This window comes from Lysobacter concretionis Ko07 = DSM 16239, from assembly GCF_000768345.1.
GTDB lineage: Bacteria > Pseudomonadota > Gammaproteobacteria > Xanthomonadales > Xanthomonadaceae > Novilysobacter > Novilysobacter concretionis.
In genome coordinates this window covers 32,436-58,701 of sequence record NZ_AVPS01000003.1, presented here as the reverse complement: position 1 = coordinate 58,701, position 26,266 = coordinate 32,436, and the positions used below count along the sequence as shown (strand labels likewise).

The following is a 26,266-nucleotide window of genomic DNA, read 5'->3' as shown; positions in this document are numbered from 1 at the left end:
CGTAATACACCACCGGGATGGCGGGGCGGTCGATGGCGCAATGCGCGTTGTTCGTTGCTTCTCCGGCGCAATGCGCTTCGCTTATCGCGCCCTACGTGCCGGGTCGTCGTAGGGCGTGAGCCGAAGGCGTAATACACCATCGGGGTGTCTCGCGCGGTGCGACGGGGGGCGGCTAAAGTGGCGATCGGTTCAGATTCGAGCTCCGCGCATGTCCACGTTTTCCGCCAAGTCCTCTGTCAAGCCAGCCGCGAAGGCGAAGGTTGCCTACGTCTGTTCCGAGTGCGGGTCCGACCACAACAAGTGGCAGGGGCAGTGCGCCGACTGCGGGGAGTGGAACACGCTGAGCGAGTTCGTGATCGAGTCGGCGGCGTCGATGAAGGCGGCGGCACCGGCGCGTCGCAGCGGCTGGGCCGGCAAGGTCGATCCGCCGAAGGTCACCGCGCTGAAAGACGTCAGCCATTCGGGCGAGTCGCGGGTGTCGACCGGTATCGGCGAGCTGGACCGGGTGCTCGGCGGCGGCATGGTGGCCGGCTCGGTGGTCCTGGTCGGCGGGGATCCGGGTATCGGCAAGTCGACCCTGCTGTTGCAGGCGGTATCGAAAATGGCGGCGTCGCTGCCGGCGCTGTACGTCACCGGCGAGGAGTCGCTGGCGCAGGTCGCCGCGCGTGGTGCGCGGCTGGGTTTGTCGCTGGAGGGCGTGAACGCGCTGGCCGAGACCGGGGTCGAGCGGATCCTGGAACAGGCCGTCAAGACGCAGCCGCGGCTGGTCGTCGCCGACTCGATCCAGACCCTGTGGACCGAATCGCTGACCGCCGCGCCGGGTTCGGTCAGCCAGGTCCGCGAGAGCGCCGCACGCCTGGTGCGCTACGCCAAGGAGACCGGCACCGCGGTGTTCCTGGTCGGCCACGTGACCAAGGAGGGCGGCATCGCCGGCCCGCGCGTGCTGGAGCACATGGTCGATGCGGTGCTGTATTTCGAGGGCGAATCGGGCAGCCGGTTCCGGGTGCTGCGGGCGTTCAAGAACCGCTTCGGCGCAGTCAACGAGTTGGGCGTGTTCGCGATGGGCGACAAGGGCCTGCGCGAGGTCTCCAACCCGTCGGCGATCTTCCTGTCCGGCAGCAACAGCCCGCAGCCCGGCAGTTGCGTGATGGTCACCCGCGAGGGTACGCGGCCGTTGCTGGTCGAGGTGCAGGCGCTGGTGGATGCCTCGCCGCTGTCGAACCCGCGCCGGGTTGCAGTGGGCATGGAGGGCAACCGGCTGGCGATGCTGCTGGCGGTTCTGCACCGGCATGCCGGCGTCGGCGTGGGCGACCAGGACGTGTTCGTGAACATCGTCGGCGGCATCCGCGTGCAGGAAACCGCGGCGGACCTGCCGGTGCTGCTGGCGGTGCTGTCGAGTCTGCGTGACCGGCCGCTCGGTGAGCAGACGATCGCGTTTGGCGAGGTCGGCCTGTCCGGCGAGATCCGCCCCGTGCCCAATGGCGAGGACCGCCTGAAGGAGGCGGCGACCCACGGCTTCCAGCGCGCCATAGTGCCCAAGGGCAATGCGCCCAAGAGCGGCAGGATCGGCGGCATGCAGGTGATCGCGGTGGAGCGGTTGTCGGAGGCGGTGGAGGCCGCGGGCTGACGGTCCTGCAAGAATGTATTGCGCCGTAGAAGTTCCGCAGACCGGGGCGATCCCACTTTTCAGACGCGGTTTCAGGGGGCGATTTTCAGCACCAGCTCAAGGACGAACTTGCTGCCGAAGAACCCAAGCACCAGCAGGATCATCGCCGCCAGGGTCCAGCGCACCGCGACGGCGCCGCGCCAGCCGTAACGCCAGCGCCCCAGCAGCAGCGCGCCGAACGTCAACCACGACAGCACGCTGAGCACGGTCTTGTGGACCAGGTGCTGGGCCAGCAGATTGTCCACAAACAGCACGCCGGTCAGCAGGGTCGCCGAGAGCAGGACGAAGCCGACCTTGATGGTGCGGAACAGCAGTGTTTCCAGCTCGACCAGCGGCGGCAGCGCACGCAGCCAGCCGTGGACTTCCCGGCGGCGCAGGGCGCGCTCCTGCAGCCACAGCATCACCGCCAGCAGCGCGGCGATCGCCAGCGTCGCGTAGGCGAGCAGGGCGGTCCAGGCGTGCAGTTGCAGCCGCCAGTCGAGCGGCTCCGGCGGCAGGTGCCCGTGCAGGTGATAGCCGACCAGGGTGATCGCGGCGAGCGGAAACACCACCACCCCCAGCGCCGCCATCCGGCCTTTCGCGCCGACGATCACGGTCAGGCCCGCCATGCCGAGCGCGATCAGCGACAGCGCGGCGAAGAAGTGCATGTCCGCACCGCCCGCGCCGCGCCAGGCCAGCAGGTGCGCGCAGGCGTGCAGCGCGACCGCGGCAATTGCCGGCAGCAACCAGTTTCGCCCCGGCGTCTCGTCGCGGCGGACGTTGGCCACCAGCAGACCGGTGGCAAGCAGGTACAGCGCTACGCTGATGAGAACGATTGTCATCGCGGAAGTGTCGCATATCGCCGCGCCGGCGATGCCGCCATGTCATGGCAGTGGTCGTTGGTAAACGTCCTGCTATTCTTCCGGCGACACCACGGTGAGTGCAGGGCCATGCAAAGTTCGAGTCTCATCCATTCCGCCGGACGCTCTTCGTTGTGGAAGGTCTTCTGGATGTACGGGGTCATTCCCAGCAACCTGCTGTGGGCTGCGATCCTGCTGATGATGCAGCAGGGCGGTATGGTCGGTGCGGTGCGCGGCCTGTTGCTGTTTCTGCTGGCCTATACCGCGTGGATTGTGTTTGCCGTCTGGCGGGCGGCACCCAACGCCAAGGATCCCCGATACGGCGTGCTGGCACGCGCGTTGACCGTGGTGTGGGCGATCAATACCGTGCTGTTGGTGTTTTTTCTGGAACTGCAACTGCTGCGTTGAGCCAGTTCCGTCTCACGCGCGTGGGCTCACTGCGCGAGTGTCCGGCGAATGTCAGCCGAACCGCAGCGGTTCGCCCGCCCGGTCGAATGCGGCGAAATCGCTGACCCGCCCGTTGTTGATCGCATTGACCATGAACTGCAGCGGCTGGGTGGCCTCGTGGGTGCCCGGGGCAACCCCGGCATGTCCGCCCAGACTGGCGACGAACACGATGTCCCAGTCCTGCCCGGTCGCGGCCGACTCTTCGGCCAGCGCCTGGAAGGAAGCGATTTCCGATGGTGCCTTGTCGACGCAGGTGACCGGTGAAATGGTGCCGCCTTCGCTGGCCTCGAAGCGTTCGCGTTGAGCGTCGGTGGCCGCCTCGGGCAACTCGACCCGGGCGAACACCATCAGCAGGCGCTGCGGTTCGGGCTGTCGGTGGGAAGCGTCAAGCAGATCCTGGAAGCTGAGCAGACTCATGGGGCCCCGGGCGCGGCGTGGGAGGGAAGTGAAGCTATCACGGGCGTCCCGCGAGCCGGGCGACAGGACTTGACGACGATCAAGCGGCGGTCAAATCACCAACGTTATGCTGCCTGCGGCAAGCGGGTCGATACGTCCCGCGCAACTCCCAGCCGCGTCGCCTGTGTCCGGTGGATATGGCAGCGCGGCCGTGGTCTTCGTGACCACCGGGCCGGTCTGGAAACGCACCGGTCTCCCGTATTTGGAAAGGAGTCACATGAAAAACCTCGTCGACCGTCATGGGCGGACGTTCCCCTACCTGCGCCTGTCGCTGACGGAGGCCTGCAACTACCGTTGCAGCTACTGCCTGCCCGACGGATACCAGGCGGACGGTCGACCGCAGTTCCTTGTCATGGACGAGATCGTGCGGCTGGTGCGCGCGTTCGCGGCCCTGGGCATGAGCAAGATCCGCCTGACCGGTGGCGAGCCGAGCCTGCGCAAAGACTTGCCGGAGATCATCGCGGCGGTGGCGGCGATTCCGGGTGTCGCCCGGATCGCGCTGACCACCAATGGCTGCCTGTTGCCCCGCCACGTCGGTGTCTGGCGCGCTGCCGGACTGACCGCGCTCAACGTCAGCCTGGACTCGCTTGATCCGGAGCGTTTCCAGCGGATCACCGGGCATGACCGTTTTGCCGAGGTGACCGAAGGTGTGGATCAGGCGCTGGGCCTGGGCTTCGAGTCGGTGAAGTTGAACGCGGTGCTGCTGCGTGGTCTGAACGACGACGAGATGCCTGCGTGGCTGGAGTACCTGCGCGACCGCGACCTGGCGATCCGCTTCATCGAATTGATGCGGACCGGCGAAAACCGCGAGTACTTCGAGCGCCACCACTACCGCGCCGACGAGGTGGAAGACCGGCTGATCGAAGGAGGCTGGCAATTGCGCCCCCGGGCCGCCGATGCCGGGCCGGCGCGCGAGTATGCCCATCCGGACTATCGCGGCCGCATCGGCATCATCGCGCCGTATTCGAAGGACTTCTGCGCCGGCTGCAACCGCCTGCGGGTCACCGCCCGCGGCGACCTGCGGCTGTGCCTGTTCGGCGATTTCGGGATCGCGCTGCGACCCTTGCTGCAGGACGACGGCGACCATGACGCGTTGGTGGCGCGCATCGCGACCCAACTGGGTTTGAAGGCGGCCGGTCACGGCCTGCATGAGGGGCTGACCGGCCTGACGCCCCATCTGGCATCCATAGGAGGTTGACGATGCAGGACACACCCGACCAGGCCGCATTCCATATGGCCGATATCCGCGACAAGCGTTCCACCCGTCGCCGCGCGGTGGCCATCGGCGAGCTGTATGCCGGGCCCGTGGCCTATCCGCTGATCGTCGAGCGCCGGTTGCCCAAGGGCGACGCGCTGGTGATGGCCGAGGTGGCCGGGCTGCAGGGCGCCAAGCACGCCTCGATGCTCATGCCGTTGTGCCATCCATTGCCGCTGGAACTGGTGCGTATCCGCTGCGTTGCGATTCCCGAGCGGCAGGCGATCCGGGTGTACTGCGAATGCGCAACCGAGGCCCGCACCGGGGTCGAGATGGAGGCTTTGGCGGGCGCGAGCGCGGCGTTGCTGACCTTGTACGACCTGAGCAAGCCGGTCGAGCCGGCGCTGGGAATCGGCGGCGTGCGGCTGCTGTTCAAGGAGGGCGGCAAGAGCGGCCTGTGGCTGCATCCCGATGGCATGAGCGAGCAGGAGCGCGCGCTCTATCGTCCGCGCGATCTGGCCCGGCTGGATGGCGTTGCCTGCGCTGTGATCACCCTGAGTGACAGCGCCAGTGTCGATCCCGCCCCCGACCGTTCCGGGCCGCTGGTGCTGGAAGGCTTGAAGCGCCTGGGCGCGAGCGTCGACGCGATGGAAATCCTGCCCGATGGCATCGATCCGCTCGCCACGCGTCTGCGTGCGCTGGCCGATGCCGGTATCCGCCTCTGCGTGTGCACCGGCGGCACCGGTCTGGGGCCGCGTGACCTGACGCCCGAGGCGCTGCATGCGGTGGCCGACCGGACCGTGCCTGGCCTGGCCGAGATGTTCCGCAGCCTGAGCAGTCAGCACACGCCGCTGTCCTGGCTGAGCCGGGCGGAGGTGGTGCAGGTCGGCTCGATGCTGGTCGTGGCGTTGCCGGGCAGCCCCCGAGCCGCGAAGCAGGGGATGGACATCCTCTCGCCGGTTTTCGCCCACGCGCTCGCGATGATCGACGGGCAGGGCCACGCATGACCGGCTATCAGCAGGCGCTAGGTGTGATCCTCGACGCCGCCCGGCCGCTGGCGGCTGAGCCGTGCCGCACCGTGGATGCACTCGGCCGGATAACGGCCGGACCGGTCACCAGCAACGAAGACCTGCCGCCGTTCGACAACTCCGCGATGGATGGATTTGCCCTGCACGCGGGCGGTCAGACGCTGGCTGCAGGCACGTCGTTCGAGGTTGCCGGTTCGCAAAGTGCCGGCGATGCCCATCAGCGCGCGGGCAGTGGCGCCTGGGAAATCATGACCGGCGCACGGATGCCGGACGGGCTGGATACCGTGGTTCCGGTGGAGCAGGTCGAGATCCTGCAGCGCGATGCCGGCGGCCGTCCGTCGCGTATCCAGCTGACGGTCGATGTGGAGCCCGGCCGGCATGTGCGAAAGCGCGGCGAGGACGTGCGGCGCGATGCCACGATCATGGCGGCCGGTACGCTGATGCAAGCCCAGCACCTGATGCTGCTGGCGGGGCTTGGGATATCGGAAGTGGCCGTGGTCCGCCGTCCGCGGGTCGCCCTGATCAATACCGGGCGCGAGCTGGTGGACGACCCGGCACAGCCGCTGGCGTCCGGCCAGATCCGCAACAGCAACGGGCCGTTTCTGGCCACACGCCTTGCCGCCGCTGGTGCGGAGCTGGTGTACCGGCAGACGGTCAACGATGAGCCGCAGGCGTTCCACGCCGCACTGGCTGCCGCGCGGCAGGCCGGCGCCGAGGTGGTGATCAGCACCGGCGCGGTGTCGATGGGGCGGCATGACTTCATCCCCGACGCGCTGCGGGTCATCGGCGCGGAGATCGGTTTCCACAAGGTCAAGATCCGTCCGGGCCGGCCGCTGCTGTTTGCCCGCCTGGTCGATGGAATGCTGTTTTTCGGCCTGCCGGGGAATCCCGTATCGAGCGCCGTGGGCCTGCGTTTCTTCGTCGAGCCGGCCCTGCGCAAGATGCTCGGCCTGCCGCCGGAGCGCCCGTTGCGGTTGCCGCTGGCGCAGGACTTCAGCAAGAAGGCCGGCCTGCGTTTCCACCTGAAGGGGCAAGTGCACTGCGATGCCGGTGGCCGCTTGCAGGCCCGGGTACTGCAGGGGCAGGAGTCGTTCCGCATCCAGCCGATGCTGGCATCCAACGCCTGGGTGGTGGTGGACGAGGACGTTGCGTCCCTGCAGGCGGGCGAACTGGTGGATGTGCATGGGCCGGGACATCTGCAAGCCGTGTCGATATCCGCCGGTCCCGATGAAATCCTGTTGCCTGAAGAGGCTTGAGCATGAAGGTCGAAGCATGAAAGTTGAAGTCAGTCTGTTTGGTGCGTTCCGCGGCCACGAACCCGGCGACCGGGTGGCACTGACGCTGCCCGAGGGCGCGCGCGTGGCCGAGTTGCGCGAGGCATTGACGCAGCACGCCCAGGTGCATTGGCCGGCCGCCGGCTCGGCGCTGCTGAAGTACTCGGCATTCGCCAGCCAGAGCGACGTGCTGCGCGAAGCCGATGCGCTCCCGGCCGATGGCCAGATGGCGGTGCTGCCACCGGTAAGCGGAGGTTGAACGTGTCCTTCCATGACTGCGTGGTGGTCGATATCGCCAACGGCCGGTTGGATCCCACCGCTGCGTTCGACTTCGTGTCCGATCCGGGGTTCGGCGGGTTCGCGATGTTTGTCGGACGGGTGCGCGACCTCAACCACGGCCGGGTCGTGACCGGCGTCAGCTACGACATGTTCGATGCGTTGGCGCTGAATGGATTTCGTCGGATCGTCGATGCGGCGTACGAGGAGTTCGGACCGGGAATCAGGATCCACGTCGGCCACGCCAAGGGTCGGCTGGGGGTGGGAGACCTGGCGATGGTGGTCGCCGTCGGCACCCCGCATCGTGACGAGGCCTTCCGCGTGTGCCGGCAGGTGGTCGAGGCGGTCAAGCACACCAGTCCGATATGGAAGCAGGAGCACTACGCCGATGGCGACAGCCAGTGGAGCGAAGGTTGCTCACTGTGCGAGTCGCATGGATCGGCCGGCTGACCGTGCCCGTTGATCGTGCTGGTTGGACCGGCGTTGTTCTCGCCGGAGGGCGCTCGTCCCGGATGGGGCGCGACAAGGCGCTGCTGGACTGGCATGGCCGTCCGTTGCTGGAGCACATGCAGGCATTGCTGCGCGAGGCCGGCGCGGCCCGGGTGATCGTCAGCGGACCGTATGGCGGACTTGCCGTACCCGACCGGGCACCCGGCAAAGGACCGATGGGCGGCATCGCCAGCATCGCGGCCACGCTTCCGGATGGTGTGCTGGTACTGGTGCCGGTGGACATGCCGCGACTCACGCCGACGATGCTGTCGACATTGGCCGGCACGGAAGAATCCCGTTGCACTCATTACGCCGGGTATGTATTGCCGATGCGGCTTTTGCTGGATCGACGGACCCGCGCCGTACTGGCCGAGTTGGATGTCGCTGCGGATGACCAGAAACCGGGCAGGGGCGGTTCGCTGCACGCCCTGCACGAGCGCCTGCATGGTGTCCAACTGGTGCCGGCTCCCGGGAGCGACGAGGCCTTCGCCAACTGCAACACCCCCGATCAATGGCAGGAGATGCATCAATGAAACTGCAGGTCCAGGCGCAGACACTCCGGTTCCGCATCGACGAGGCGGAGCTGGCCGTGCTGCTGGCGGAAGGGCAGGCAGGCAGTCGTACTGTTTTGCCGCAGGGTGCCGCGTTCGAGCTTGTCATCAAGCTGGACGCATCGGCCGCCCCGACGCTGGACGTGGCCCCGGGAGTGTGGCGACTTGTCCTGCCACGTGATGCGGTGGTGGCCTACGTCGATACGCTGCCCTGCCGGGAGGGGCTGGCATTCGAGTTGCCGCTGGAGGCGGGCGATCAGCGCTTGACGCTGGCTTTCGAGGTGGACGTGCGCGACAGCGTACGCGCCCGTGGCGTGATCCGGCGCTCGGGAAATCCGACGCGTCCGACTTGATCTGGGTCAAGCACGGGGAAGCAAAAACCGGGATTTGATCCTGATCAAATCGTGAGCGCTGCGTTGGGCCAATCTGTAGGCATCGCGATCTCCTCCTGTCGGTGACAACGCTGCGGTCGAGTGAGTGTCGCAACGGATTTCCCGTTCGCCAGATGGCTCCATGCACCCTTCCCAGGATGTCTCAAGCAAGAAAAAAGCCGCAGTGATCCACGAATGGCATCCAGAAGATGCCGCTTTCTGGGCACGTACCGGCAACCGCGTCGCCAATCGCAACCTCGCCATCTCCATTCCCGCGCTGTTGCTGGCATTCGCGGTGTGGATGATGTTCTCGGCGGTGACGGTAAGCCTGCCGCTGGTCGGCTTCACCTTCAGCACCGACCAGCTGTTCTGGTTGACGGCGCTGCCGGGACTGTCCGGCGCGACCTTGCGGATCTTCTATTCGTTCGTGGTGCCGTTGTTTGGCGGGCGCCGCTGGACCGCGATCGCCACCGCCTCGCTGCTGATTCCGGCGGTGTGGCTCGGGTTCGCGGTGCAGGACGTGTCCACGCCGTACTGGCAGTTTGTCGCGATCGCGATCCTGTGCGGCTTTGGCGGCGGCAACTTCGCCTCCTCGATGTCCAACATCTCGTTCTTCTATCCCAAGGCCCGGCAGGGTTTCGCGCTGGGCATGAATGCCGGCCTGGGCAACCTGGGCGTGTCGGCAACCCAGTTCGTGATCCCGCTGGTGATCACCTTCGGCCTGTTCGGCGCGATCGCGGGCGGACCGCAGATCACCGCGCAGGGCGAGGCCCTGTTCCTGCAGAACGCCGGCTTCATCTGGGTGCCGTTCCTGCTGCTGTGCAGCGTGGTGGCGTGGTTCGGAATGAACGATCTGAGCGCGGCCCGCTCGTCGTTCGCCGAGCAGGCGGTGATCTTCAAACGCAAGCACAACTGGCTGATGTGCTGGCTGTATATCGGCACGTTCGGCTCGTTCATCGGCTTCTCCGCCGGCTTCCCGATGCTGATCAAGACCCAGTTCCCCGACGTCAATCCGATGACCTACGCGTTCCTCGGGCCGCTGGTGGGTGCGTTGATGCGCTCGGCGGGCGGCTGGCTGGCGGATCGGCTCGGTGGTGCGGTGCTGACGTTCTGGGTGTTCGCGCTGATGATCGCCGGCGTGTTCGGCGTGCTGCACTTCCTGCCTGTGGACGGCAGCGGGGGGAGCTTCACCGGCTTCCTGGCCTGCTTCATGGCGCTGTTCGTGCTGACCGGGATCGGCAACGCCTCCACCTTCCGGATGATTCCGGTGATCTTCCGCACCATGCGCGAACGCGAGTCCGCCAATGCCGACGCCGCCGGCAAGGCCGCCGCGATGCGCCAGGCCGGCATCGAGTCGGCGGCGGTGATCGGCTTCAGCTCGGCGATCGGCGCGTACGGCGGCTTCTTCATTCCCAAGAGCTACGGCTCCTCCATCGCATTGACCGGCGGCCCCGAAATGGCGCTGTACGGATTCATTGCTTTTTATGCCACCTGTCTGGCGATCACCTGGTGGTGGTACTCCCGACGCGGGGCCGAAGTGCCGTGCTGATGGCCCGGACGACACCGTTTGCACGACACGACGACGTCATTGACTACCCAGAGGTTTTTTCATGAGCTACTTCCTTGATCGACTGCAGTTCTTCAAGCGCAGCACGGAGACTTTTTCCGACGGCCACGGGATGACCCGCAGCGAGGACCGCAGCTGGGAAAACAGCTACCGCTCGCGCTGGCAGTACGACAAGATCGTGCGCTCCACCCACGGCGTGAACTGCACCGGTTCGTGCAGCTGGAAGATCTACGTCAAGAACGGACTGGTCACCTGGGAAACCCAGCAGACCGACTACCCGCGCACCCGGCCGGACCTGCCCAACCACGAGCCGCGCGGATGCCCACGTGGCGCCAGCTACTCCTGGTACCTGTACAGCGCCAACCGGCTGAAGTACCCGCTGGTGCGCGGCGCGTTGCTGCGTATGTGGCGTGAGGCGCGCAAGACCATGAAGCCGGTGGATGCGTGGGCCAGCATCGTCAACGATCCGGTCAAGGCCAAGGCCTACAAGACCAAGCGCGGCATGGGTGGTTTCGCGCGGGTGGACTGGGACGAGGCGAACGAGATCATCGCCGCGTCCAACCTGCATACAGTCAAGGAATTCGGGCCTGACCGGGTGGTCGGTTTCTCGCCTATCCCGGCGATGTCGATGGTCTCCTACGCTGCCGGTTCGCGGTACCTGTCCCTGCTGGGCGGCGCCTGCCTGTCGTTCTACGACTGGTACTGCGACCTGCCGCCGGCATCGCCGCAGGTGTGGGGTGAGCAGACCGACGTGCCCGAGTCGGCCGACTGGTACAACAGTCGCTACATCATCGCCTGGGGGTCGAACGTCCCGCAGACGCGCACGCCGGACGCGCACTTCTTCACCGAGGCCCGCTACAACGGCACCAAGACCGTGGCGATCACACCCGACTACGCCGAGGTCGCCAAGCTCACCGACCACTGGCTGCATCCCAAGCAGGGCACCGATGCGGCGCTGGCGTTCGCGTTCGGCCACGTGATCCTGAAAGAGTTCCACGTCGACAACCCCTCGCAGTACTTCACCGATTACTGCCGCCAGTACTCCGACATGCCGCTGCTGGTGCGACTGGAAAAGCGTGCCGACGGACGGCTGGTGCCGGAGCGCTTCCTGCGCGCCAGCGACCTGGGTGGTCTGGGCGAGGCCAACAATCCCGAGTGGAAAACGCTGGCGTTCGACGAGAACACCGGTGCACTGGCGGTGCCGAGCGGATCGGTCGGATTCCGCTGGGGCGAGAAGGGCAAGTGGAACGTCGAGGAAAAGGACAGCGCCGGCCGTGACACGCGGCTGCGTTTGAGCTTCAAGGACTTCAACGAGGGCATTGAGGCGGTCAGCTTCCCGTACTTCGGCGGTATCGAGCACGACGCATGGACGGCGTCGAAACACGACGAGATCCTGGAGCGCAACATCCCGGTGCGCAGACTGGAGCTTGCGGACGGTAAGCAGTGGGCGGTGGCGACCGTCTACGACCTGCTGCTGGCGCAGTACGGCGTGGACCGCGGCTTCGGTGGCGGCAACGTCGCGTCCAGCTTCGACGAGGACGTACCGGGCACGCCGGCCTGGCAGGAGAAGATCACCGGCGTATCGCGCGCCGAGGTGATCGAGATCGCGCGCGAGTTCGCCCGCACCGCCGACAAGACCCGCGGCCGCAGCATGATCATCGTCGGTGCCGGCCTGAACCACTGGTTCCACAACGACATGAACTACCGCGGCCTGATCAACATGCTGATCATGTGCGGCTGCATCGGCCAGACCGGCGGGGGCTGGGCGCACTACGTCGGTCAGGAAAAGCTGCGACCGCAGACCGGCTGGCTGCCGCTGGCGTTCGGTCTGGACTGGAGCAAGCCGCCGCGCCAGATGAATGGCACCTCGTTCTTCTACTTCATGTCCGATCAGTGGCGTTACGAGAAGCTGCAGGTGAGCGAGCTGCTGTCGCCGCTGGCCGATCCGGAGAAGTACACGGGCAGCCTGGTCGATATGAACCTGCGCGCGGTGCGCATGGGCTGGTTGCCGAGCGCGCCGCAACTGGATCGCAACCCGTTGAAGGTCGCCGCCGCGGCCGAGCAGGCCGGGCAGACGCCAGCCGACTATGTGGTCGACCAGATGCAGTCGGGGGCGATGGACTTCGCCTACGCCGATCCGGATGCGCCGCAGAACTTTCCGCGGGTGATGTTCATCTGGCGCTCGAACCTGCTGGGCTCCTCCGGCAAGGGCCACGAGTACATGCTGCGGCACTTCCTCGGCACCCGTCACGGCCTGCAGGGCAAGGACCTGGGCGAGGTGGGCGCGATCAAGCCCGAGGACGTGGTCTGGCGCGACGAGGCCCCCGAAGGCAAGCTCGACCTGCTGGTCACGCTCGACTTCCGCATGTGCACCACCGCGCTGTATTCCGACGTGGTGCTGCCGACCGCGACCTGGTACGAGAAGAACGACCTCAACACCTCCGACATGCATCCCTTCATCCACCCGCTGTCGAAGGCGGTGGACCCAGCCTGGGAGTCGCGAAGCGACTGGGACATCTTCAAGGGCGTGGCGCGCACGGTCAGCGACATGGCGCCCGGCGTGCTTGGCGTCGAGAAGGACGTGGTGCTGGTGCCGACCCTGCACGACACGCCCAACTCGCTGGCGATGCCGTTTGGCGTGCAGGACTGGAAGAAGGGCGAGTGTGCGCCGGTCCCCGGCAAGACCATGCCCTCGATCACGGTGGTCGAGCGCGATTACCCCAACCTCTACAAGAAGTTCACCTCGCTCGGCCCGCTGCTGGACAGCCAGGGCAACGGCGGCAAGGGGCTGAGCTGGGATACCAGGGACGAGGTCGAGTTCCTCGGCCAGCTCAACCACCAGGTGCTCGATGAGGGCGTCAGCAAGGGCCGTCCGCAGATCGAAAGCGCCATCGATGCCTGCGAGGTTATTTTGCATCTGGCGCCGGAAACCAACGGTCACGTGGCGGTCAAGGCCTGGGAGTCGCTGGGCACGTTCACCGGCCGCGACCACACCCATCTGGCCAGGGGCAAGGAGCACGAGGCGATCCGCTTCCGCGACATCCAGGCGCAGCCGCGCAAGATCATCTCCTCGCCGATCTGGTCCGGGCTGGAAGACGAGCACGTCAGCTACAACGCCTGCTACACCAACGTCCACGAGCTGATTCCGTGGCGCACCCTGACCGGCCGCCAGCAGTTCTACCAGGACCACGAATGGATGGTGGCGTTCGGCGAGGGCTTCATGAGTTACCGCCCGCCGGTGGATACCCGCACCGTCGAACCGCTGTTGAACCAGCGCGGCAATGGCAACAAGGAGATCGTGCTGAACTGGATCACCCCGCACCAGAAGTGGGGCATCCACAGCACCTACAGCGACAACCTGCTGATGCAGACCCTGTCGCGCGGCGGCCCGATCGTGTGGCTGAGCGAGGACGACGCGCGCTCGGCCGGCATCGAGGACAACGACTGGATCGAGCTGTTCAACGTCAACGGTGCGATCGCCGCGCGTGCGGTGGTCAGCCAGCGGGTGATGAACGGGATGGCGATGATGTACCACGCGCAGGAACGCATCATCAACGTGCCCGGCTCGGAGATCACCGGTACCCGCGGCGGCATCCACAACTCGGTGACCCGCACGGTGGTCAAGCCCACCCACATGATCGGCGGCTACGCGCAGCTGAGCTACGGCTTCAACTACTACGGCACCACCGGCACCAACCGGGACGAGTTCGTGATCGTGCGCAAGATGAAAAAGGTCGACTGGCTGGACGGCGAAGCCGTGCCGGCTTCCGCGAAGGAGGTGGTGTGATGAAGGTCCGCGCACAGATTGCGATGGTGCTGAACCTGGACAAGTGCATCGGGTGCCATACCTGCTCGATCACCTGCAAGAACGTCTGGACCTCGCGCGAGGGCGTCGAGTACGCCTGGTTCAACAACGTCGAGACCAAGCCCGGTATCGGCTACCCGAAAGACTGGGAAAACCAGGACAAGTGGAACGGCGGTTGGGTGCGTACCCGCGCTGGAAAGCTGGTGCCGCGCGCCGGTGGCCGCTGGCGGATGCTGTCGAAGATTTTCGCCAACCCCGACCTGCCGCAGATCGACGACTACTACGAGCCGTTCGACTTCGACTACCAGCACCTGCACAACGCGCCGGAAGTGAAGCACCAGCCAACCGCACGGCCGCGCTCGCTGATCACCGGCCAGCGCATGCAGAAGATCGAATGGGGTCCGAACTGGGAGGAGATCCTGGGCACCGAGTTCGCCAAGCGGGCTAAAGATCGCAACTTCGACGGCATCCAGAAGGAGATCTACGGCGCCTTCGAAAAGACTTTCATGATGTACCTGCCCCGCCTGTGCGAGCACTGCCTCAACCCGGCCTGCGTCTCGGCGTGCCCGTCGGGCGCGATCTACAAGCGCGAGGAAGACGGCATCGTGCTGATCGACCAGGACAAGTGCCGCGGCTGGCGCATGTGCGTGTCGGCGTGTCCGTACAAGAAGATCTACTACAACTGGAAGAGCGGTAAATCCGAGAAGTGCACCTTTTGCTACCCGCGTATCGAGATGGGCGAGCCGACGGTGTGCTCGGAAACCTGCGTCGGCCGCATCCGCTATCTGGGCGTGATGCTGTACGACGCCGACCGTATCGAGGAAGCGGCGTCGGTACCGGCGGAAAAGGACCTGTACCAGGCACACCTGGACATCTTCCTGGACCCGTTCGACCCGCAAGTGATCGCCGCCGCGCGCAAGGAAGGCATCACGGACAGCTGGCTGGAGGCGGCCAAGGGCTCGCCGGTCTACAAGATGGCGATCGACTGGAAGCTCGCGCTGCCGCTGCACCCGGAATACCGCACGCTGCCGATGGTCTGGTACGTGCCGCCGTTGTCGCCGATCCAGTCCGCCGCCGAGCGCGGCCGCATCGGCATGAACGGCGAATTGCCCGACATCGCCTCGCTGCGCATTCCGGTGCGCTACCTGGCCAACCTGCTGACTGCCGGCGACGAGGCGCCGGTGGTGCGTGCGCTGGAGCGGCTCATGGCGATGCGTGCCTGGCGCCGGGCCAAGAACGTCGATGGCATCGAGGACCTGGCGGTACTGCAGCAGGCCGGACTGACCGCGGCCCAGGCTGAGGAGATGTACCGCTATCTGGCCATCGCCGACTACGAGGACCGATTCGTGATTCCGTCAGCCCACCGCGAGTACGCCGACGATGCCTTCGGCGAACGTGGCGGTTGCGGGTTCACCTTCGGTGACGGCTGCAACGGCGACAGCCCGGCGGACCTGTTCGGTGCGCGCAAGACGACCCGTTACGTGGTGCATCCCAACCGGCAGGAAGACCAGGAGGTGACGTCATGAGCCTGCTCAAACTGGTGGGCGTGCTGATGGACTACCCGCAGGACGCGTTGTGGCAACACCGCGAGGAGTTGCTGGAAGCGGCCAACGATCCTGCGCTGTCGCCGGCACGTCGGCGCGCATTGGCCGACTTCGTCCGCGGGCTGCTCGATACCGATCCGTTGACCGCACAGGACCGCTGGCTGCGCCTGTTCGACCGTGGCCGCTCGATGAGCCTGTTGCTGTTCGAGCACATCCACGGCGAGTCGCGCGATCGCGGCCAGGCGATGGTCGACCTGATCGAGGCCTATCGCAAGAACGGCTTCGAGCTGGCCGCCAAGGAGCTTCCGGACTACCTGCCGCTGTTGCTGGAGTACCTGGGCCACCGGCCGGAAGCCGAAGCGCGTGATTGGCTGCAGCACGTCAGCAACATCGTCGGCCTGCTCGCGGCCCGCGCCGCCGAGCGCGAAAGCCCGTACGCGCTGCTGTTCGAACTGCTGGTGGAATACGCCGACGGAAAGCTCGATCTGGGCGTGTTCCGCAAGCGTGCCAGCGAAGAGCCGCGCGATGACACGCCGGAGGTCATGGATCGTCTGTGGGAGGAAGAGGCGGTGCGTTTCGGCGCCGAAGCCCCCGGCGAGGATTGCCCGCCCACCAGTCGACCCGCCGGTCGTCCCAAAGCTGCCGCACAGGTGCAACCATGAGTGATCACATCAACCAGTTCGCGTTCCAGATCTATCCCTACATCGCACTGGCGGTGTTCTTCATCGGCAGTTGGGCGCGGTTTGACCGGGCCGCCTACACCTGGCGTACCGGCTCCAGCCAGATGCTGTCGGATCGCGGCATGCGGCTGGGCAGCAACCTGTTCCATGTCGGCATCCTGGCGATTCTCGCTGGCCATCTGGTCGGCCTGCTGACACCGCATGCGGTGTACGAGGTATTTGTCACCGCACCGCAGAAGCAGTTGCTGGCGATGGTGGTGGGCGGCGTGTTCGGCGCCATGTGTTTCGTCGGCATCGTCATCCTGCTGGTGCGCCGGCTGTTCAATCCGCGCGTGCGTGCCACCGGTACCCGTGGCGATGCGGTGATCCTGATGCTGCTGTTCGCGCAACTGGTGCTGGGCCTGGTCAGCATCGCCATCTCGACCCAACACCTGGACGGCAGCGTGATGGTCGCGCTGGGCGAATGGGCGCAGCACATCGTCACCTTCCGCGCCGGCGCCGCCGATTTCGTCGCCAACGTGCACTGGGTCTACAAGGCGCACATCTTCCTCGGCATGACCCTGTTCCTGGTCGCACCGTTCACCCGGCTGGTGCATGTGTGGAGCATTCCGGTGAGCTACCTGTGGCGGCCCTATCAAGTGGTGCGCCGTCGCCAGGCGGCGTGGCGCTACGGCCCGAGGAGCAAGTGATGAGCCGGAACGGACTGCCGTCCCGCATCTTGCCGATCACCGTCATCGATTCGCAGAATCCGGTTTCCGCCGATGCCGACGGCCATCGACACGACGAGGCGGGCGAAGGCCCACGCAGCCTCGGCCAACCCGCGCCATGCTACCTGTTCGTCGGCGATGCGCCGATCAGCGAGGCCGAGATCGCCCAGGAAATGCAGCACCATCGCGCGATCACGCCGGAGCACTCACGTGCCGACGCCGCCCGTGCGCTGGTGGTGCGCGAATTGCTGCGACGTGAGGTCGAGCGACTCGGGCTGGCGGCCGAGGCCGAGCCGGTCGGCCGCGAATCCGCGGAAGAGGCGCAGATCCGCGTGCTGCTGGAACGCGAGATCGAGGACCGGGTTCCGTCCGAAGACGACTGCCTGCGCTACTACGAGCAGAACCGCGAGCGCTTCCACAGCCCGGACCGCATCCGGGTGCGGCACATCCTGCTCGGCGCGCCGGCCGACGACATCACCGGCCGCTTCAATGCGCGCAGCGAGGGCGAGCGGCTGATTGCCGAATTGCAGGCCGATCCGGTGCTGTTTGCCGATTTCGCGATGCGTCACTCCGACTGTCCGTCGAAGGAGCAGGCGGGCGAGCTGGGCTGGCTGGAACGCGGCCAGAGCACGCCGGAGTTTGATCGCCAGGTCTTCCGCCTGCGGGTCGGTCTGGCCGCGTTCCCGGTGGAGTCGCGCTGGGGCTATCACGTGGTCAGCGTGGACGGGATTGAAGCCGGCGAGCCGCTGGCGTTCGACCAGGTCCGCGAGCGGATTTCCGACTACCTCGAACTCCAGGTCCGGCAGCGTGAACTCCAGCATTACCTGGTGGAACTGCAGGAGCGCTACGAGGTGCGTGGCCTGGACGCCATCGAGGCGCTGGCGGCCTGAGGCCGCGCGGTCGTGATCCCAAGCCGGCTGCCATCGGGTCGCCGGCTTTTTCTACCTACCGGAAGCATCAGCATGCAAGACCTCTCCCTGATATCCAGCGGACAACAGCAGCGGGCCCTGTGGCTCAGCACGTTCGCCTTCACCACCTGTTTCGCGGTGTGGATGATCTTTTCGATCATCGGCATCCAGATCAAGGAGCAGCTCGGGCTCAACGACACCCAGTTCGGATTGCTGATCGCCACTCCGGTGCTCACCGGGTCGGTGATTCGGGTGTTCCTGGGGATCTGGGCCGACCAGTTCGGCGGTCGGCGGGTGCTCGCGTTGGTCATGCTATGTGGCGCCGCCGCCACCTGGATGCTGACGTACGCGGAGACCTACCCGCAGTTCCTGGTTGCGGCCCTGTTCGTGGGCATCTCCGGCGGCTCGTTCTCGGTCGGCGTGGCCTACGTGTCCAAGTGGTTCCCGGCCAACCGGCAGGGCACCGCACTGGGCATCTTCGGTGCCGGAAACATCGGCTCGGCGGTGACCAAGCTGCTGGCCCCGCTGGTGATGGTCGCATTCGGCTGGATGATGGTCGCCAAGGTCTGGGCGGTGGGGCTGGCGGTGGTGGCCGTGGTGTTCTACCTGTTGACGGACGACGACCCGTCGCTAGCCGAGCGCCGCAAAAGTGGCGTCAAGCCGATGCCGTTCCGGGAGCAGATGGCGCCGCTGAAGAACCTGCAGGTGTGGCGTTTTTCGCTGTACTACTTCTTCGTGTTCGGTGCGTTCGTGGCGCTGGCATTGTGGCTGCCGCGCTATCTGATGGGAGCCTATGAACTCGATCTGAAAACCGCCGGACTGCTGGCCGCGTGCTACTCGATTCCGGCCAGCCTGTTCCGCATCGTCGGCGGCTGGATGTCGGACAAGCTCGGCGCACGCACAGTGATGTACTGGACCTTCGGCGTGTCGGTGGTGTGCACCTTCCTGCTGGCCTACCCGGACACCCAGTACGTGGTGAAGGGCATCGAGGGCGACATCAGCTTCCGGCTGGCGATCGGCGTGGTGCCGTTCACCGTGCTGGTGTTCGTGCTGGGGTTCTTCATGTCGCTCGGCAAGGCCGCCGTGTACAAGCACATCCCGGCCTATTACCCGCATCACGTCGGCGCGGTCGGTGGCGTGGTGGGCATGATCGGCGGGCTGGGCGGGTTCGTCCTGCCGATCACCTTTGGCGCCCTGAACGACCTGACCGGCATCTGGAGCAGCTGTTTCATGCTGCTGTTCCTGCTGGTGGCCGGAGCGCTGGCATGGATGCACTTCGCGATCCGCCGCATGGAGCGTCGCAGCTTCCCGCAGATCGATGGCCAGACCGACCTGCCGGAAATCATCGACGCCGTGGCGCTGGACCGGGTCCGCGGCTGAGTGCAGCGCGCCGGGATCAGCGTTTGGCGGCGGCGTGCCGTTTGCCGCATCTATTCAGTCATCGCGCGCTGGTAGCGGCGGACGGCGCGAACCGGCCTGGATTTACTTCCAGGCCGGGTTGGTGGCTGACGTGATCACGACCCGCACGGCCTGCCGCATCGCACCGGTAAAGGCGCCCAGCCACGCCAGCAGGGCCACGCCGAGGAACACCGTCGGCAGCGGCTCCAGGAACGGCAGATCCATCACCCGCGCCAGCTCGTGCGTGCATGCCGAATACATGCCCAGCGGGAACACCGCACCCCAGTACAACGGGTCGTACCGCAGCGGGTAGCGCTTGTAGACATGCCGCCAGACGGCCAGCACCACCAGCATCGGGATCCACCAGGTGCCGGTGGCCCAATAGAAAATCGTGAAGCCCTTGATGAAGGGCAGCAGCGACCGCAGGAACGGCGCGTCCGGCGCGTTGTGCACCAGCAGCGCGCCGGCCAGGGTCGAGATCGCCATCGCGCCCATGTTGATCCAGTACGGCGGCGACAGATCGCCCGGCTGGAACCGGAAAAAGGCGTAGCGGTAGAAGATCAGCGCCATCATCCAGATGTAGAGCATCCCGCCCCAGAGCCACATCGACAGCGCGAAGAAGTTCAGCTCCAGTTTCCATGGCTGGTCGATGCGCGCGGCCAGCAGGGCGCTGAGCACGGCCAGCGACTGGGTGGCGACCACCGCCAGCAGCCAGCCGCCGTTGATGCCCTGATCCAGCGGCGGCTTGTCCTCCTTGACGGTGAGGATGGTGAAGATCGTGTAGGTCAGCAGCAGCCACAACGCGACCGCCAGCCCCCACAGCATGACCGCCATCTGCAGCTGGTTTCCCAGCAGCAGGAACTGTGCTCCCAGCACGCTGCTGGCGGCGACCGTGGTGAAGAAACCGGCGCCGCGCAGGTGGTCGCCCAGATCCTGCAGGAATGCGTCACGATGCCGCCACAGGCGGATCAGATACAGCACCCACAGGGTGGCGTACATGGCGACATTGAGTGCGAACAGGACGTTCGCCAACCGCGGCAGGCCCTGCATCGACGCCGCCAGCGAGACGATGCCGGTGGCCATGACCATGCCGAAATACGCCGGCGAGAGGCCGGCCAGTCCAGCGTGTTGCGTCACTCGGTGGGGCATGCAGCCTCCGTAGGCCTGCGGGGTGTCCGCATCCAGTGGATCAGAACCGATACCGTCACACCAGCAGCGCGACCGCCTTGATCTGGGCCCACAGCTGCAGTCCCGGTCGCAGGTCGAGCCGTTCGACCGAGCGGTGCGATACCCGCGCCAACAGCAGTTGGCCGCCGGCATCCAGGCGGATCTGCACCTGCCCGCCCGGTAGCGGCGACAGGGCGGTGATGGTCGCCGGCAGCAGGTTGAGCAGGCTGGTGTCGGTGTGCGCCTGCAGGGCCAGGCTGACATCGCGGGCCTGTATGCGTACCCGCAGTGGCGTGCCGGGGCGGTGTCCCACCCGTGCGGCCGGAGCATGGGCATGCAGCCTGCCAGCGGGAGTGTCCAGTTCGATCAGCCCATGCTCGTCCTGGTGGCATGCCCGGGCTTCCAACACCACGCCGGCGTCCTCGCGCAGCGCCAGGGGCAGGTCGGGTCGGTTGAGCACGTCCAGCGCCGCGCCGCTGGCGGTGACCCGTCCGGCATCCAGCAGCACCAGATGATCGGCCAGCCGGGCCACTTCCTCCACCGAGTGGGTGACGTACAGCATCGGGATGCCGGCATCGCGCTTGATGGCTTCCAGGTACGGCAGGATTTCCGCACGTCGCGCCCCATCCAGTGCGCTGAGCGGCTCGTCCAACAGCAGCCATTGCGGCCGTGATACCAGTGCGCGGGCCAACGCCACGCGCTGCTGCTCGCCGCCCGATAGGGTCGCGGCACGGCGTGCAAGCAGGGGGGCGAGCTCAAGCTTGTCGATCCACTCTTCCAGCAAGGCCGCCGTCCCGCCCGCACGCCGCCAGCCGTAGCGCAGGTTGTCGAGTACTGACAGGTGCGGCAGCAAGGCCGCGTGCTGGAACACCACGCCGCCCCGGCGCTGGTGCGCGGGTAGGCGATGGTGCTCGTCCTGCCAGACCTCATCCCTCAACCGCACGATCCCGCGTGCCTCCGGTTCCAGCCCGGCGATCGCACGTAACAAGGTGCTCTTGCCGCAGCCCGATGGACCGAACACCACGCTGACCCCGTCGGCCGGCAGGTGAAGCGCAACGTCCAGCGAGAAGTTGCCGCGGCGATGCTGCAGCTCGATCTCGATCCCCGTTCCGGTATCCGTCTGACGCTCGTCACTCATGGGCCAGTACCGTGCGTCTGCCCATGCGCTGCATCAGCAACAGGGCCAAGAACGAGAACAGCAGCAAGCCGCCCGCCAGCAGATGTGCATCGCCATAAGCCATCGCCTCGACCTGGTCGTACAGCAGCACCGACAGCACCCGCGTCTCGCCTTCGATATTGCCGCCGACCATCAGCACCACGCCGAACTCGCCCACCGTGTGCGCAAACCCGAGCAGGGTGGCGGTGACCAGTGCCGGGCGCGACAACGGCAGCACCACGCTGACGAAGCGGTCCAGCGGCGATGCACGCAAGGTCGCGGCCGCGTCGAGCACCGCCGCATCGATGCCGGCGAATCCGGCCTGCAGCGGGTGCACCACGAACGGCAGCGAATACAGCACCGAGGCCAGCAACAGCCCTTCGAAGGTGAAGGCCAGCGTGCCCAGCCCGAGCGCGCCGGTGAGTTGTCCCAGTGGCCCGTGCGGGCCCATGCCGAGCAGCAGGTAGAAGCCGAGCACGGTCGGCGGCAGCACCATCGGCAACGCCACCACGGCGCCGATCGGTACCCGCCACGCCGAGCGGGTGCGCGCCAGCCACCACGCCAGCGGCATGCCCAGCACCAGCAGGATCAAGGTCGTCAGGCCGGCAAGCCGGGCGGTGACGAGGATTGCGGGCCACAGCGGACTCATGTCCCACAGGCTCCTGTCCCGCGAGCTCTGCTTCCGGGGATTCCGCTAGTCATAGCCATGGGCGCGGATGACGGCACGTGCCGCGTCACCGCGCAGGTACTGCAGGAACCCGACGGCGGCGGCGTTGTCCCTTGCCCGCGACAGCAGCACCGCACTTTGCACGATCGGCCGGTACTGTTCCTGCGGCACCAGCCAGGACGAGCCGCCGACTTTCTTCTCCGCTTCCATCGCCAGCGAGCGCGGCAGCAGCCCGACATCGGCATTGGCGGTGAAGGCGAACTGCATCGCCTGGCCGACGTTCTCGCCCAGCACCAGCTTCGGTTGCAGAGCGTCCCAGCGGCCGAGCCGCGTCAGCAGTTCGCGTGCCGCCGCCCCATACGGGGCCAGCTCCGGGTTGGCGATCGCCAGCTTGTTGAACGTGCCTGCACGCAGCAGCGCCTCGCCGTCGCGCACCAGTTCCGGCCGGCGACTCCACAGCACCAGCCGCCCGGTGGCGTAGTCGTACAGCGACGCCTCGATCGCCAGGCCCTCGCGGACCAGCTTCAGCGGTGTGGTGTCATCGGCGGACAGCAGGATGTCGAACGGCGCGCCATGGCCGATCTGCGCATACAGCTTGCCGGTGGACGCGGTACTGACCTGGATGGCATGACCGGACCGACGGCTGTAGTCATCCGCCAGCAGCCGGGCGACCTCGCCGAAGTTGGAGGCCACCGCGATGCGTGCCTGCCCCGCACGGGCCGGTGACACGGCCAACAGCAGTGTTGCCAACAGCAGGGATATCAGTCCGCGACGCGTCATAGGCTTCGTTATAGGGCGAGGCGGAATTGTAGCGTTTCCGCCAGTGCCTGCCTGCCCACCAGGGCCAGCCGGCTATACTCTGCGACCCCTCTACTGACCGCCCCTGGTGGCACTTCGCATGTTCGAATCCCTGACCCAGCGCCTGTCCGGCACCATCGAGCGCCTGCGCGGCCGCGGCCGCCTGTCCGAGGAGAACATCCGCGAGTCGCTGCGCGAGGTGCGTATCGCGCTGCTGGAAGCCGACGTCGCGTTGCCGGTGGTGCAGGCACTGATCGAGCGCATCAAGGTGCGCGCTGTCGGCCAGGAAGTGCTGAAGTCGCTGACCCCGGGCCAGGCGCTGATCAAGGTCGTGCGCGACGAGCTGACCGCGGTGATGGGTTCGCAGGCGACCGACCTGAACCTCAACGTGCCCGCGCCGGCGGTGATCCTGATGGCCGGCCTGCAGGGCGCGGGCAAGACCACCACCGTGGCCAAGCTCGCCAAACACCTGAAGGACAAGCGCAAGAAGAAGGTCATGGTGGTCAGCGCCGACGTCTACCGCCCGGCCGCGATCGAGCAGCTCAAGACCCTGGCGGAGCAGGTCGGCGTGCTGTTCTTCCCGTCCAGCGCCGACCAGAAACCCGAAGCGATCGTGCGCGCCGCGATCGACGATGCACGCAAGTCGTTCGCCGATGTACTGATCGTCGATACCGCCGGCCGCCTCGCGATCGACGACGCGATGATGGCCGAGATCAAGGCGCTGCATGCCGCCGTGAATCCGGCCGAGACCCTGTTCGTGGTCGACTCGATGACCGGCCAGGACGCCGCGGTCACCGCCAAGGCCTTCGGCGAGGCACTGCCGCTGACCGGCGTGGTGCTGACCAAGACCGACGGTGATGCCCGCGGCGGTGCGGCCCTGAGCGTGCGCTACATCACCGGCAAGCCGATCAAGTTCATCGGCGTCAGCGAGAAGCCCGACGGCCTGGATGTGTTCCACCCCGATCGCGTCGCCAGCCGCATCCTCGACATGGGTGACGTGCTGTCGCTGGTCGAGCAGGTCGAGCAGCAGGTCGACCAGGACAAGGCCCAGAAGCTGGCCGACAAGGTCGCCAAGGGCAAGAAGTTCAACCTGGAAGACATGCGCGACCAGCTCGAACAGATGCAAAGCATGGGCGGCATCAGCAGCCTGATGGAGAAGCTGCCCGGCATGGGGCAGATCCCGGATTCGGTGAAGGCCCAGGTGACCGGCAAGGAAGTCCCGCGGCTGGTGGCGATCATCAACTCGATGACCAAGAAGGAGCGCCGCAACCCCGCGCTGCTGAACGGCTCGCGCCGCGCCCGCATCGCCCGCGGCTCGGGCACCAGCCCGGCGGAAGTCAACAAGCTGATGAAGCAGTATCAGCAGATGGAAAAGATGATGGGCAAGCTCGGCCGCGGCGGCATGAAAGGCATGATGCGCGGCATGAAGGGAATGATGGGCGGCCGCGGGGGTATGCCGTTCTAGCGTGCCCAAGGCTTCCCTCAGGCACAAATCCCTATATAATTGGCGGCTTACCTCGCCATTCCGGCGACTGGGCAACACAGGACACAACAGACCATGGTCAAGATTCGACTGGCCCGCGGCGGCGCCAAGAAGCGCCCCTTCTACCACATCATCGTCACCGACAGCCGCAGCGCCCGTAACGGCCGCAACATCGAGCGGGTCGGTTACTACAACCCGGTCGCCACCGGCGGCGAGAAGCGCATCGAGCTGAACACCGAGCGCGTCCAGCACTGGGTGGGCAACGGCGCGCAGCTGACCGACAAGGTCGCCATGCTCTACAAGGAAGCGTTGAAGTCGGCCGACGCGCCGGCTGCGACTGCTGCCTGAGTGACTGGCCGCGCGCCCTGCCGCGCGGCCTTTTCATGATGAACGACTCCGGGCACCGCATCCTCCTTGGCAGGGTGCTTGGTGCCCTTGGTTTGCGTGGCGAGGTCCGGCTCGAGTCGTGGACCGAGCCGCGCTCCGCGATCTTCCGCTACCAGCCCTGGACGCTGCGCGATGCCCAAGGCAACGAGCGGACGGTCACTGGCGTGCAGGGCCGTGAAAGCGGCAAGCACGTGGTGGCCGTGTTTCCCGACGCCACCGATCGCGATGCCGCCGAGGCCTTGAAGGGCCTGGAGATCTACGCCCCGCGCAGCGCCCTGCCGCCGGCTCGTCCGGGCGAGTTCTATTGGGCCGATCTGGAAGGCCTGCGCGTGGTCACCGTCGAAGGTGCCGACCTGGGCACCGTCTCGCACCTGTTTTCCACCGGCGCCAATGACGTGCTGGTCGCCCGTGATGCCGAGCGCGAGCGCATGATCCCGTTCGTGCAGCCCCAGTACATCACTGCGGTCGATCTGGAGGCCGGCATCGTCACCGTTGATTGGGACCCCGAGTTCTAGTCGCGTGCGCATCGATGTCATCAGCCTGTTCCCCGATTTCATCGCCCAGTGCGCCGCCTTTGGCGTGACCGGGCGGGCGATCGAGCGCGGGCTGTTGTCCGTGCACGGCTGGAACCCGCGAGACCATGCCGAAGGCAGCTACCGCCGGGTCGATGACCGCCCGTTCGGCGGCGGCCCGGGCATGGTGATGCTGATCGATCCGCTGCGCGCCGCCCTTCGCGCCGCCCGCGACGCCGACCCGGCGCCCGTCCGGACGATCTACCTGACTCCGCAGGGCGCCCCGCTGACGCAAGCCAAGGTGCACGAGCTGGCCGAGCGCGGGCGCATCCTGCTGCTGTGCGGCCGGTACGAAGGCATCGACGAGCGTCTGGTCGAAGCCGAGGTCGACGAGGAAATCTCGATCGGCGACTACGTGTTGTCCGGTGGTGAACTGGGCGCGGCGGTGATCATCGATGCGGTGGCGCGGTTGCAGGAAGGCGCGTTGAACGATGCCGATTCGGCGGCCCAGGACAGCTTCGAGAACGGCCTGCTGGACTGCCCCCATTACACCCGCCCGGTCGAGCACGAACTGGGCGCCGTGCCGCCGGTGCTGATGTCCGGCAATCACGCGGAAATCGCCCGCTGGCGGCGACAGCAATCATTGGAGCGGACCTTGCGGCGGCGCCCCGAGCTGCTGGACGGGGTCGATCTTTCACCCGCCGATCGGCAGTTTCTTGCCGGTGTGAAAGGTGCTGGCCGCCACGGGTAAGGCGGGCGCATGCGTGCATCGAAGTGACTTGCATGGCGGCAATGGTGCATTTGCCAATGCACCCTACATTCGACCGCGGTGCGTAGGGTGCATTCCGGGATTGGCTTTGCCGGCGGATTTCCCGCTATAATTCCTCGCTTAGCT

26 protein-coding genes and 1 riboswitch are annotated in these 26,266 nt (G+C 66.6%); of the genes, 20 read left to right on the top strand and 6 right to left on the bottom strand.

Annotated features, from left to right (window positions below; genetic code table 11):
- The first annotated feature begins 208 nt into the window (after nucleotides 1–208).
- Nucleotides 209–1,627 (top strand): DNA repair protein RadA, encoded by a 1,419-nt coding sequence (gene radA, locus N792_RS02740; RefSeq protein WP_036192571.1) that lies wholly within the window; start codon nucleotides 209–211, stop codon nucleotides 1,625–1,627.
- Nucleotides 1,628–1,698: 71 nt separating this feature from the next.
- Here the strand turns inward: radA and N792_RS02735 are convergent, their stop codons facing one another.
- Entirely contained in the window at nucleotides 1,699–2,487 is a 789-nt protein-coding gene (locus tag N792_RS02735; protein WP_036192570.1) for a cytochrome C assembly family protein, read from the bottom strand.
- Nucleotides 2,488–2,655: 168 nt separating this feature from the next.
- On the opposite strand from N792_RS02735, the gene N792_RS02730 reads away from it, so the two are divergent.
- Entirely contained in the window at nucleotides 2,656–2,913 is a 258-nt protein-coding gene (locus N792_RS02730; RefSeq protein ID WP_232219990.1) for a hypothetical protein, read from the top strand.
- 51 nt (nucleotides 2,914–2,964) lie between these two features.
- Here the strand turns inward: N792_RS02730 and N792_RS02725 are convergent, their stop codons facing one another.
- Nucleotides 2,965–3,369, bottom strand: a complete 405-nt coding sequence (locus N792_RS02725; protein ID WP_036192568.1) for a hypothetical protein — start codon at nucleotides 3,367–3,369, stop codon at nucleotides 2,965–2,967.
- A 133-nt stretch (nucleotides 3,370–3,502) separates the two neighbouring features.
- Nucleotides 3,503–3,637, top strand: a riboswitch (molybdenum cofactor riboswitch).
- Between N792_RS02725 and moaA the strand changes: the two genes are divergently transcribed.
- The 14 genes from moaA (at nucleotide 3,626) to N792_RS02655 (ending at nucleotide 19,183) form a co-directional block, all read left to right on the top strand.
- Complete coding sequence (gene moaA, locus N792_RS02720) at nucleotides 3,626–4,606, top strand: GTP 3',8-cyclase MoaA (RefSeq protein ID WP_036192567.1); 981 nt, start codon at nucleotides 3,626–3,628, stop codon at nucleotides 4,604–4,606. (Overlaps the previous riboswitch by 12 nt.)
- Before the next feature lie 2 nt (nucleotides 4,607–4,608).
- Nucleotides 4,609–5,610 carry a bifunctional molybdenum cofactor biosynthesis protein MoaC/MoaB gene (gene moaCB / locus N792_RS02715; protein ID WP_156969273.1) on the top strand — a complete coding sequence of 334 codons (1,002 nt, stop codon included), beginning with the start codon at nucleotides 4,609–4,611 and terminating at the stop codon, nucleotides 5,608–5,610.
- Nucleotides 5,607–6,887: a molybdopterin molybdotransferase MoeA gene (locus tag N792_RS02710; protein ID WP_036192565.1), complete on the top strand. Its 1,281-nt coding sequence runs from the start codon at nucleotides 5,607–5,609 to the stop codon at nucleotides 6,885–6,887. The genes moaCB and N792_RS02710 overlap by 4 nt, the downstream gene beginning before the upstream one ends.
- A 16-nt stretch (nucleotides 6,888–6,903) precedes the next feature.
- Nucleotides 6,904–7,164, top strand: coding sequence for a MoaD/ThiS family protein (locus N792_RS02705; RefSeq protein WP_036192564.1), 261 nt, complete (start codon nucleotides 6,904–6,906; stop codon nucleotides 7,162–7,164).
- Between the two features lie 2 nt (nucleotides 7,165–7,166).
- Nucleotides 7,167–7,631, top strand: a complete 465-nt coding sequence (locus N792_RS02700) for a molybdenum cofactor biosynthesis protein MoaE (protein ID WP_036192890.1) — start codon at nucleotides 7,167–7,169, stop codon at nucleotides 7,629–7,631.
- A gap of 2 nt (nucleotides 7,632–7,633) precedes the next feature.
- The gene (gene mobA, locus N792_RS02695; protein ID WP_036192889.1) at nucleotides 7,634–8,203 is read left to right on the top strand and encodes a molybdenum cofactor guanylyltransferase; all 570 of its coding nucleotides are present in this window, start codon (nucleotides 7,634–7,636) and stop codon (nucleotides 8,201–8,203) included.
- Complete coding sequence (locus tag N792_RS02690; RefSeq protein WP_036192563.1) at nucleotides 8,200–8,574, top strand: hypothetical protein; 375 nt, start codon at nucleotides 8,200–8,202, stop codon at nucleotides 8,572–8,574. The genes mobA and N792_RS02690 overlap by 4 nt, the downstream gene beginning before the upstream one ends.
- 160 nt (nucleotides 8,575–8,734) lie before the next feature.
- Nucleotides 8,735–10,141, top strand: coding sequence for a NarK family nitrate/nitrite MFS transporter (locus tag N792_RS02685; protein WP_052103346.1), 1,407 nt, complete (start codon nucleotides 8,735–8,737; stop codon nucleotides 10,139–10,141).
- Between the two features lie 61 nt (nucleotides 10,142–10,202).
- The gene (locus N792_RS02680; protein WP_036192561.1) at nucleotides 10,203–13,946 is read left to right on the top strand and encodes a nitrate reductase subunit alpha; all 3,744 of its coding nucleotides are present in this window, start codon (nucleotides 10,203–10,205) and stop codon (nucleotides 13,944–13,946) included.
- Nucleotides 13,946–15,490 carry a nitrate reductase subunit beta gene (narH, locus tag N792_RS02675; RefSeq protein ID WP_036192560.1) on the top strand — a complete coding sequence of 515 codons (1,545 nt, stop codon included), beginning with the start codon at nucleotides 13,946–13,948 and terminating at the stop codon, nucleotides 15,488–15,490. Before N792_RS02680 ends, narH begins: the two co-directional genes overlap by 1 nt.
- Entirely contained in the window at nucleotides 15,487–16,170 is a 684-nt protein-coding gene (narJ, locus tag N792_RS02670; RefSeq protein ID WP_036192559.1) for a nitrate reductase molybdenum cofactor assembly chaperone, read from the top strand. Before narH ends, narJ begins: the two co-directional genes overlap by 4 nt.
- Nucleotides 16,167–16,877: a respiratory nitrate reductase subunit gamma gene (narI, locus tag N792_RS02665; protein ID WP_036192558.1), complete on the top strand. Its 711-nt coding sequence runs from the start codon at nucleotides 16,167–16,169 to the stop codon at nucleotides 16,875–16,877. Before narJ ends, narI begins: the two co-directional genes overlap by 4 nt.
- Nucleotides 16,877–17,785 (top strand): peptidylprolyl isomerase, encoded by a 909-nt coding sequence (locus N792_RS02660; RefSeq protein ID WP_036192557.1) that lies wholly within the window; start codon nucleotides 16,877–16,879, stop codon nucleotides 17,783–17,785. Before narI ends, N792_RS02660 begins: the two co-directional genes overlap by 1 nt.
- Before the next feature lie 72 nt (nucleotides 17,786–17,857).
- Nucleotides 17,858–19,183 carry an MFS transporter gene (locus N792_RS02655; protein ID WP_036192556.1) on the top strand — a complete coding sequence of 442 codons (1,326 nt, stop codon included), beginning with the start codon at nucleotides 17,858–17,860 and terminating at the stop codon, nucleotides 19,181–19,183.
- Nucleotides 19,184–19,285: 102 nt separating this feature from the next.
- Here N792_RS02655 and N792_RS02650 read toward each other — a convergent pair whose 3' ends face one another.
- From N792_RS02650 to modA, 4 genes are read right to left on the bottom strand one after another with little or no spacing between them, the layout of a single operon-like run.
- Nucleotides 19,286–20,350, bottom strand: a complete 1,065-nt coding sequence (locus N792_RS02650; protein ID WP_036192555.1) for a tellurite resistance/C4-dicarboxylate transporter family protein — start codon at nucleotides 20,348–20,350, stop codon at nucleotides 19,286–19,288.
- Between the two features lie 55 nt (nucleotides 20,351–20,405).
- Nucleotides 20,406–21,506 (bottom strand): molybdenum ABC transporter ATP-binding protein, encoded by a 1,101-nt coding sequence (modC, locus tag N792_RS02645; protein ID WP_052103344.1) that lies wholly within the window; start codon nucleotides 21,504–21,506, stop codon nucleotides 20,406–20,408.
- On the bottom strand, nucleotides 21,499–22,173 hold the full coding sequence (gene modB, locus N792_RS02640; RefSeq protein ID WP_036192554.1) for a molybdate ABC transporter permease subunit: 675 nt from the start codon (nucleotides 22,171–22,173) through the stop codon (nucleotides 21,499–21,501). Before modB ends, modC begins: the two co-directional genes overlap by 8 nt.
- Nucleotides 22,174–22,218: 45 nt before the next feature.
- Nucleotides 22,219–22,971, bottom strand: coding sequence for a molybdate ABC transporter substrate-binding protein (gene modA, locus N792_RS02635; protein ID WP_036192553.1), 753 nt, complete (start codon nucleotides 22,969–22,971; stop codon nucleotides 22,219–22,221).
- 118 nt (nucleotides 22,972–23,089) lie between these two features.
- Between modA and ffh the strand changes: the two genes are divergently transcribed.
- From ffh to trmD, 4 genes are all read left to right on the top strand, one after another.
- Complete coding sequence (ffh, locus tag N792_RS02630; RefSeq protein ID WP_036192552.1) at nucleotides 23,090–24,454, top strand: signal recognition particle protein; 1,365 nt, start codon at nucleotides 23,090–23,092, stop codon at nucleotides 24,452–24,454.
- 93 nt (nucleotides 24,455–24,547) lie between these two features.
- The gene (gene rpsP, locus N792_RS02625) at nucleotides 24,548–24,820 is read left to right on the top strand and encodes a 30S ribosomal protein S16 (RefSeq protein WP_036192551.1); all 273 of its coding nucleotides are present in this window, start codon (nucleotides 24,548–24,550) and stop codon (nucleotides 24,818–24,820) included.
- A 38-nt stretch (nucleotides 24,821–24,858) separates the two neighbouring features.
- Nucleotides 24,859–25,374, top strand: coding sequence for a ribosome maturation factor RimM (gene rimM / locus N792_RS02620; RefSeq protein WP_036192550.1), 516 nt, complete (start codon nucleotides 24,859–24,861; stop codon nucleotides 25,372–25,374).
- Between the two features lie 4 nt (nucleotides 25,375–25,378).
- Nucleotides 25,379–26,122 carry a tRNA (guanosine(37)-N1)-methyltransferase TrmD gene (gene trmD / locus N792_RS02615; protein ID WP_036192549.1) on the top strand — a complete coding sequence of 248 codons (744 nt, stop codon included), beginning with the start codon at nucleotides 25,379–25,381 and terminating at the stop codon, nucleotides 26,120–26,122.
- The last annotated feature ends 144 nt before the right edge of the window (nucleotides 26,123–26,266 follow it).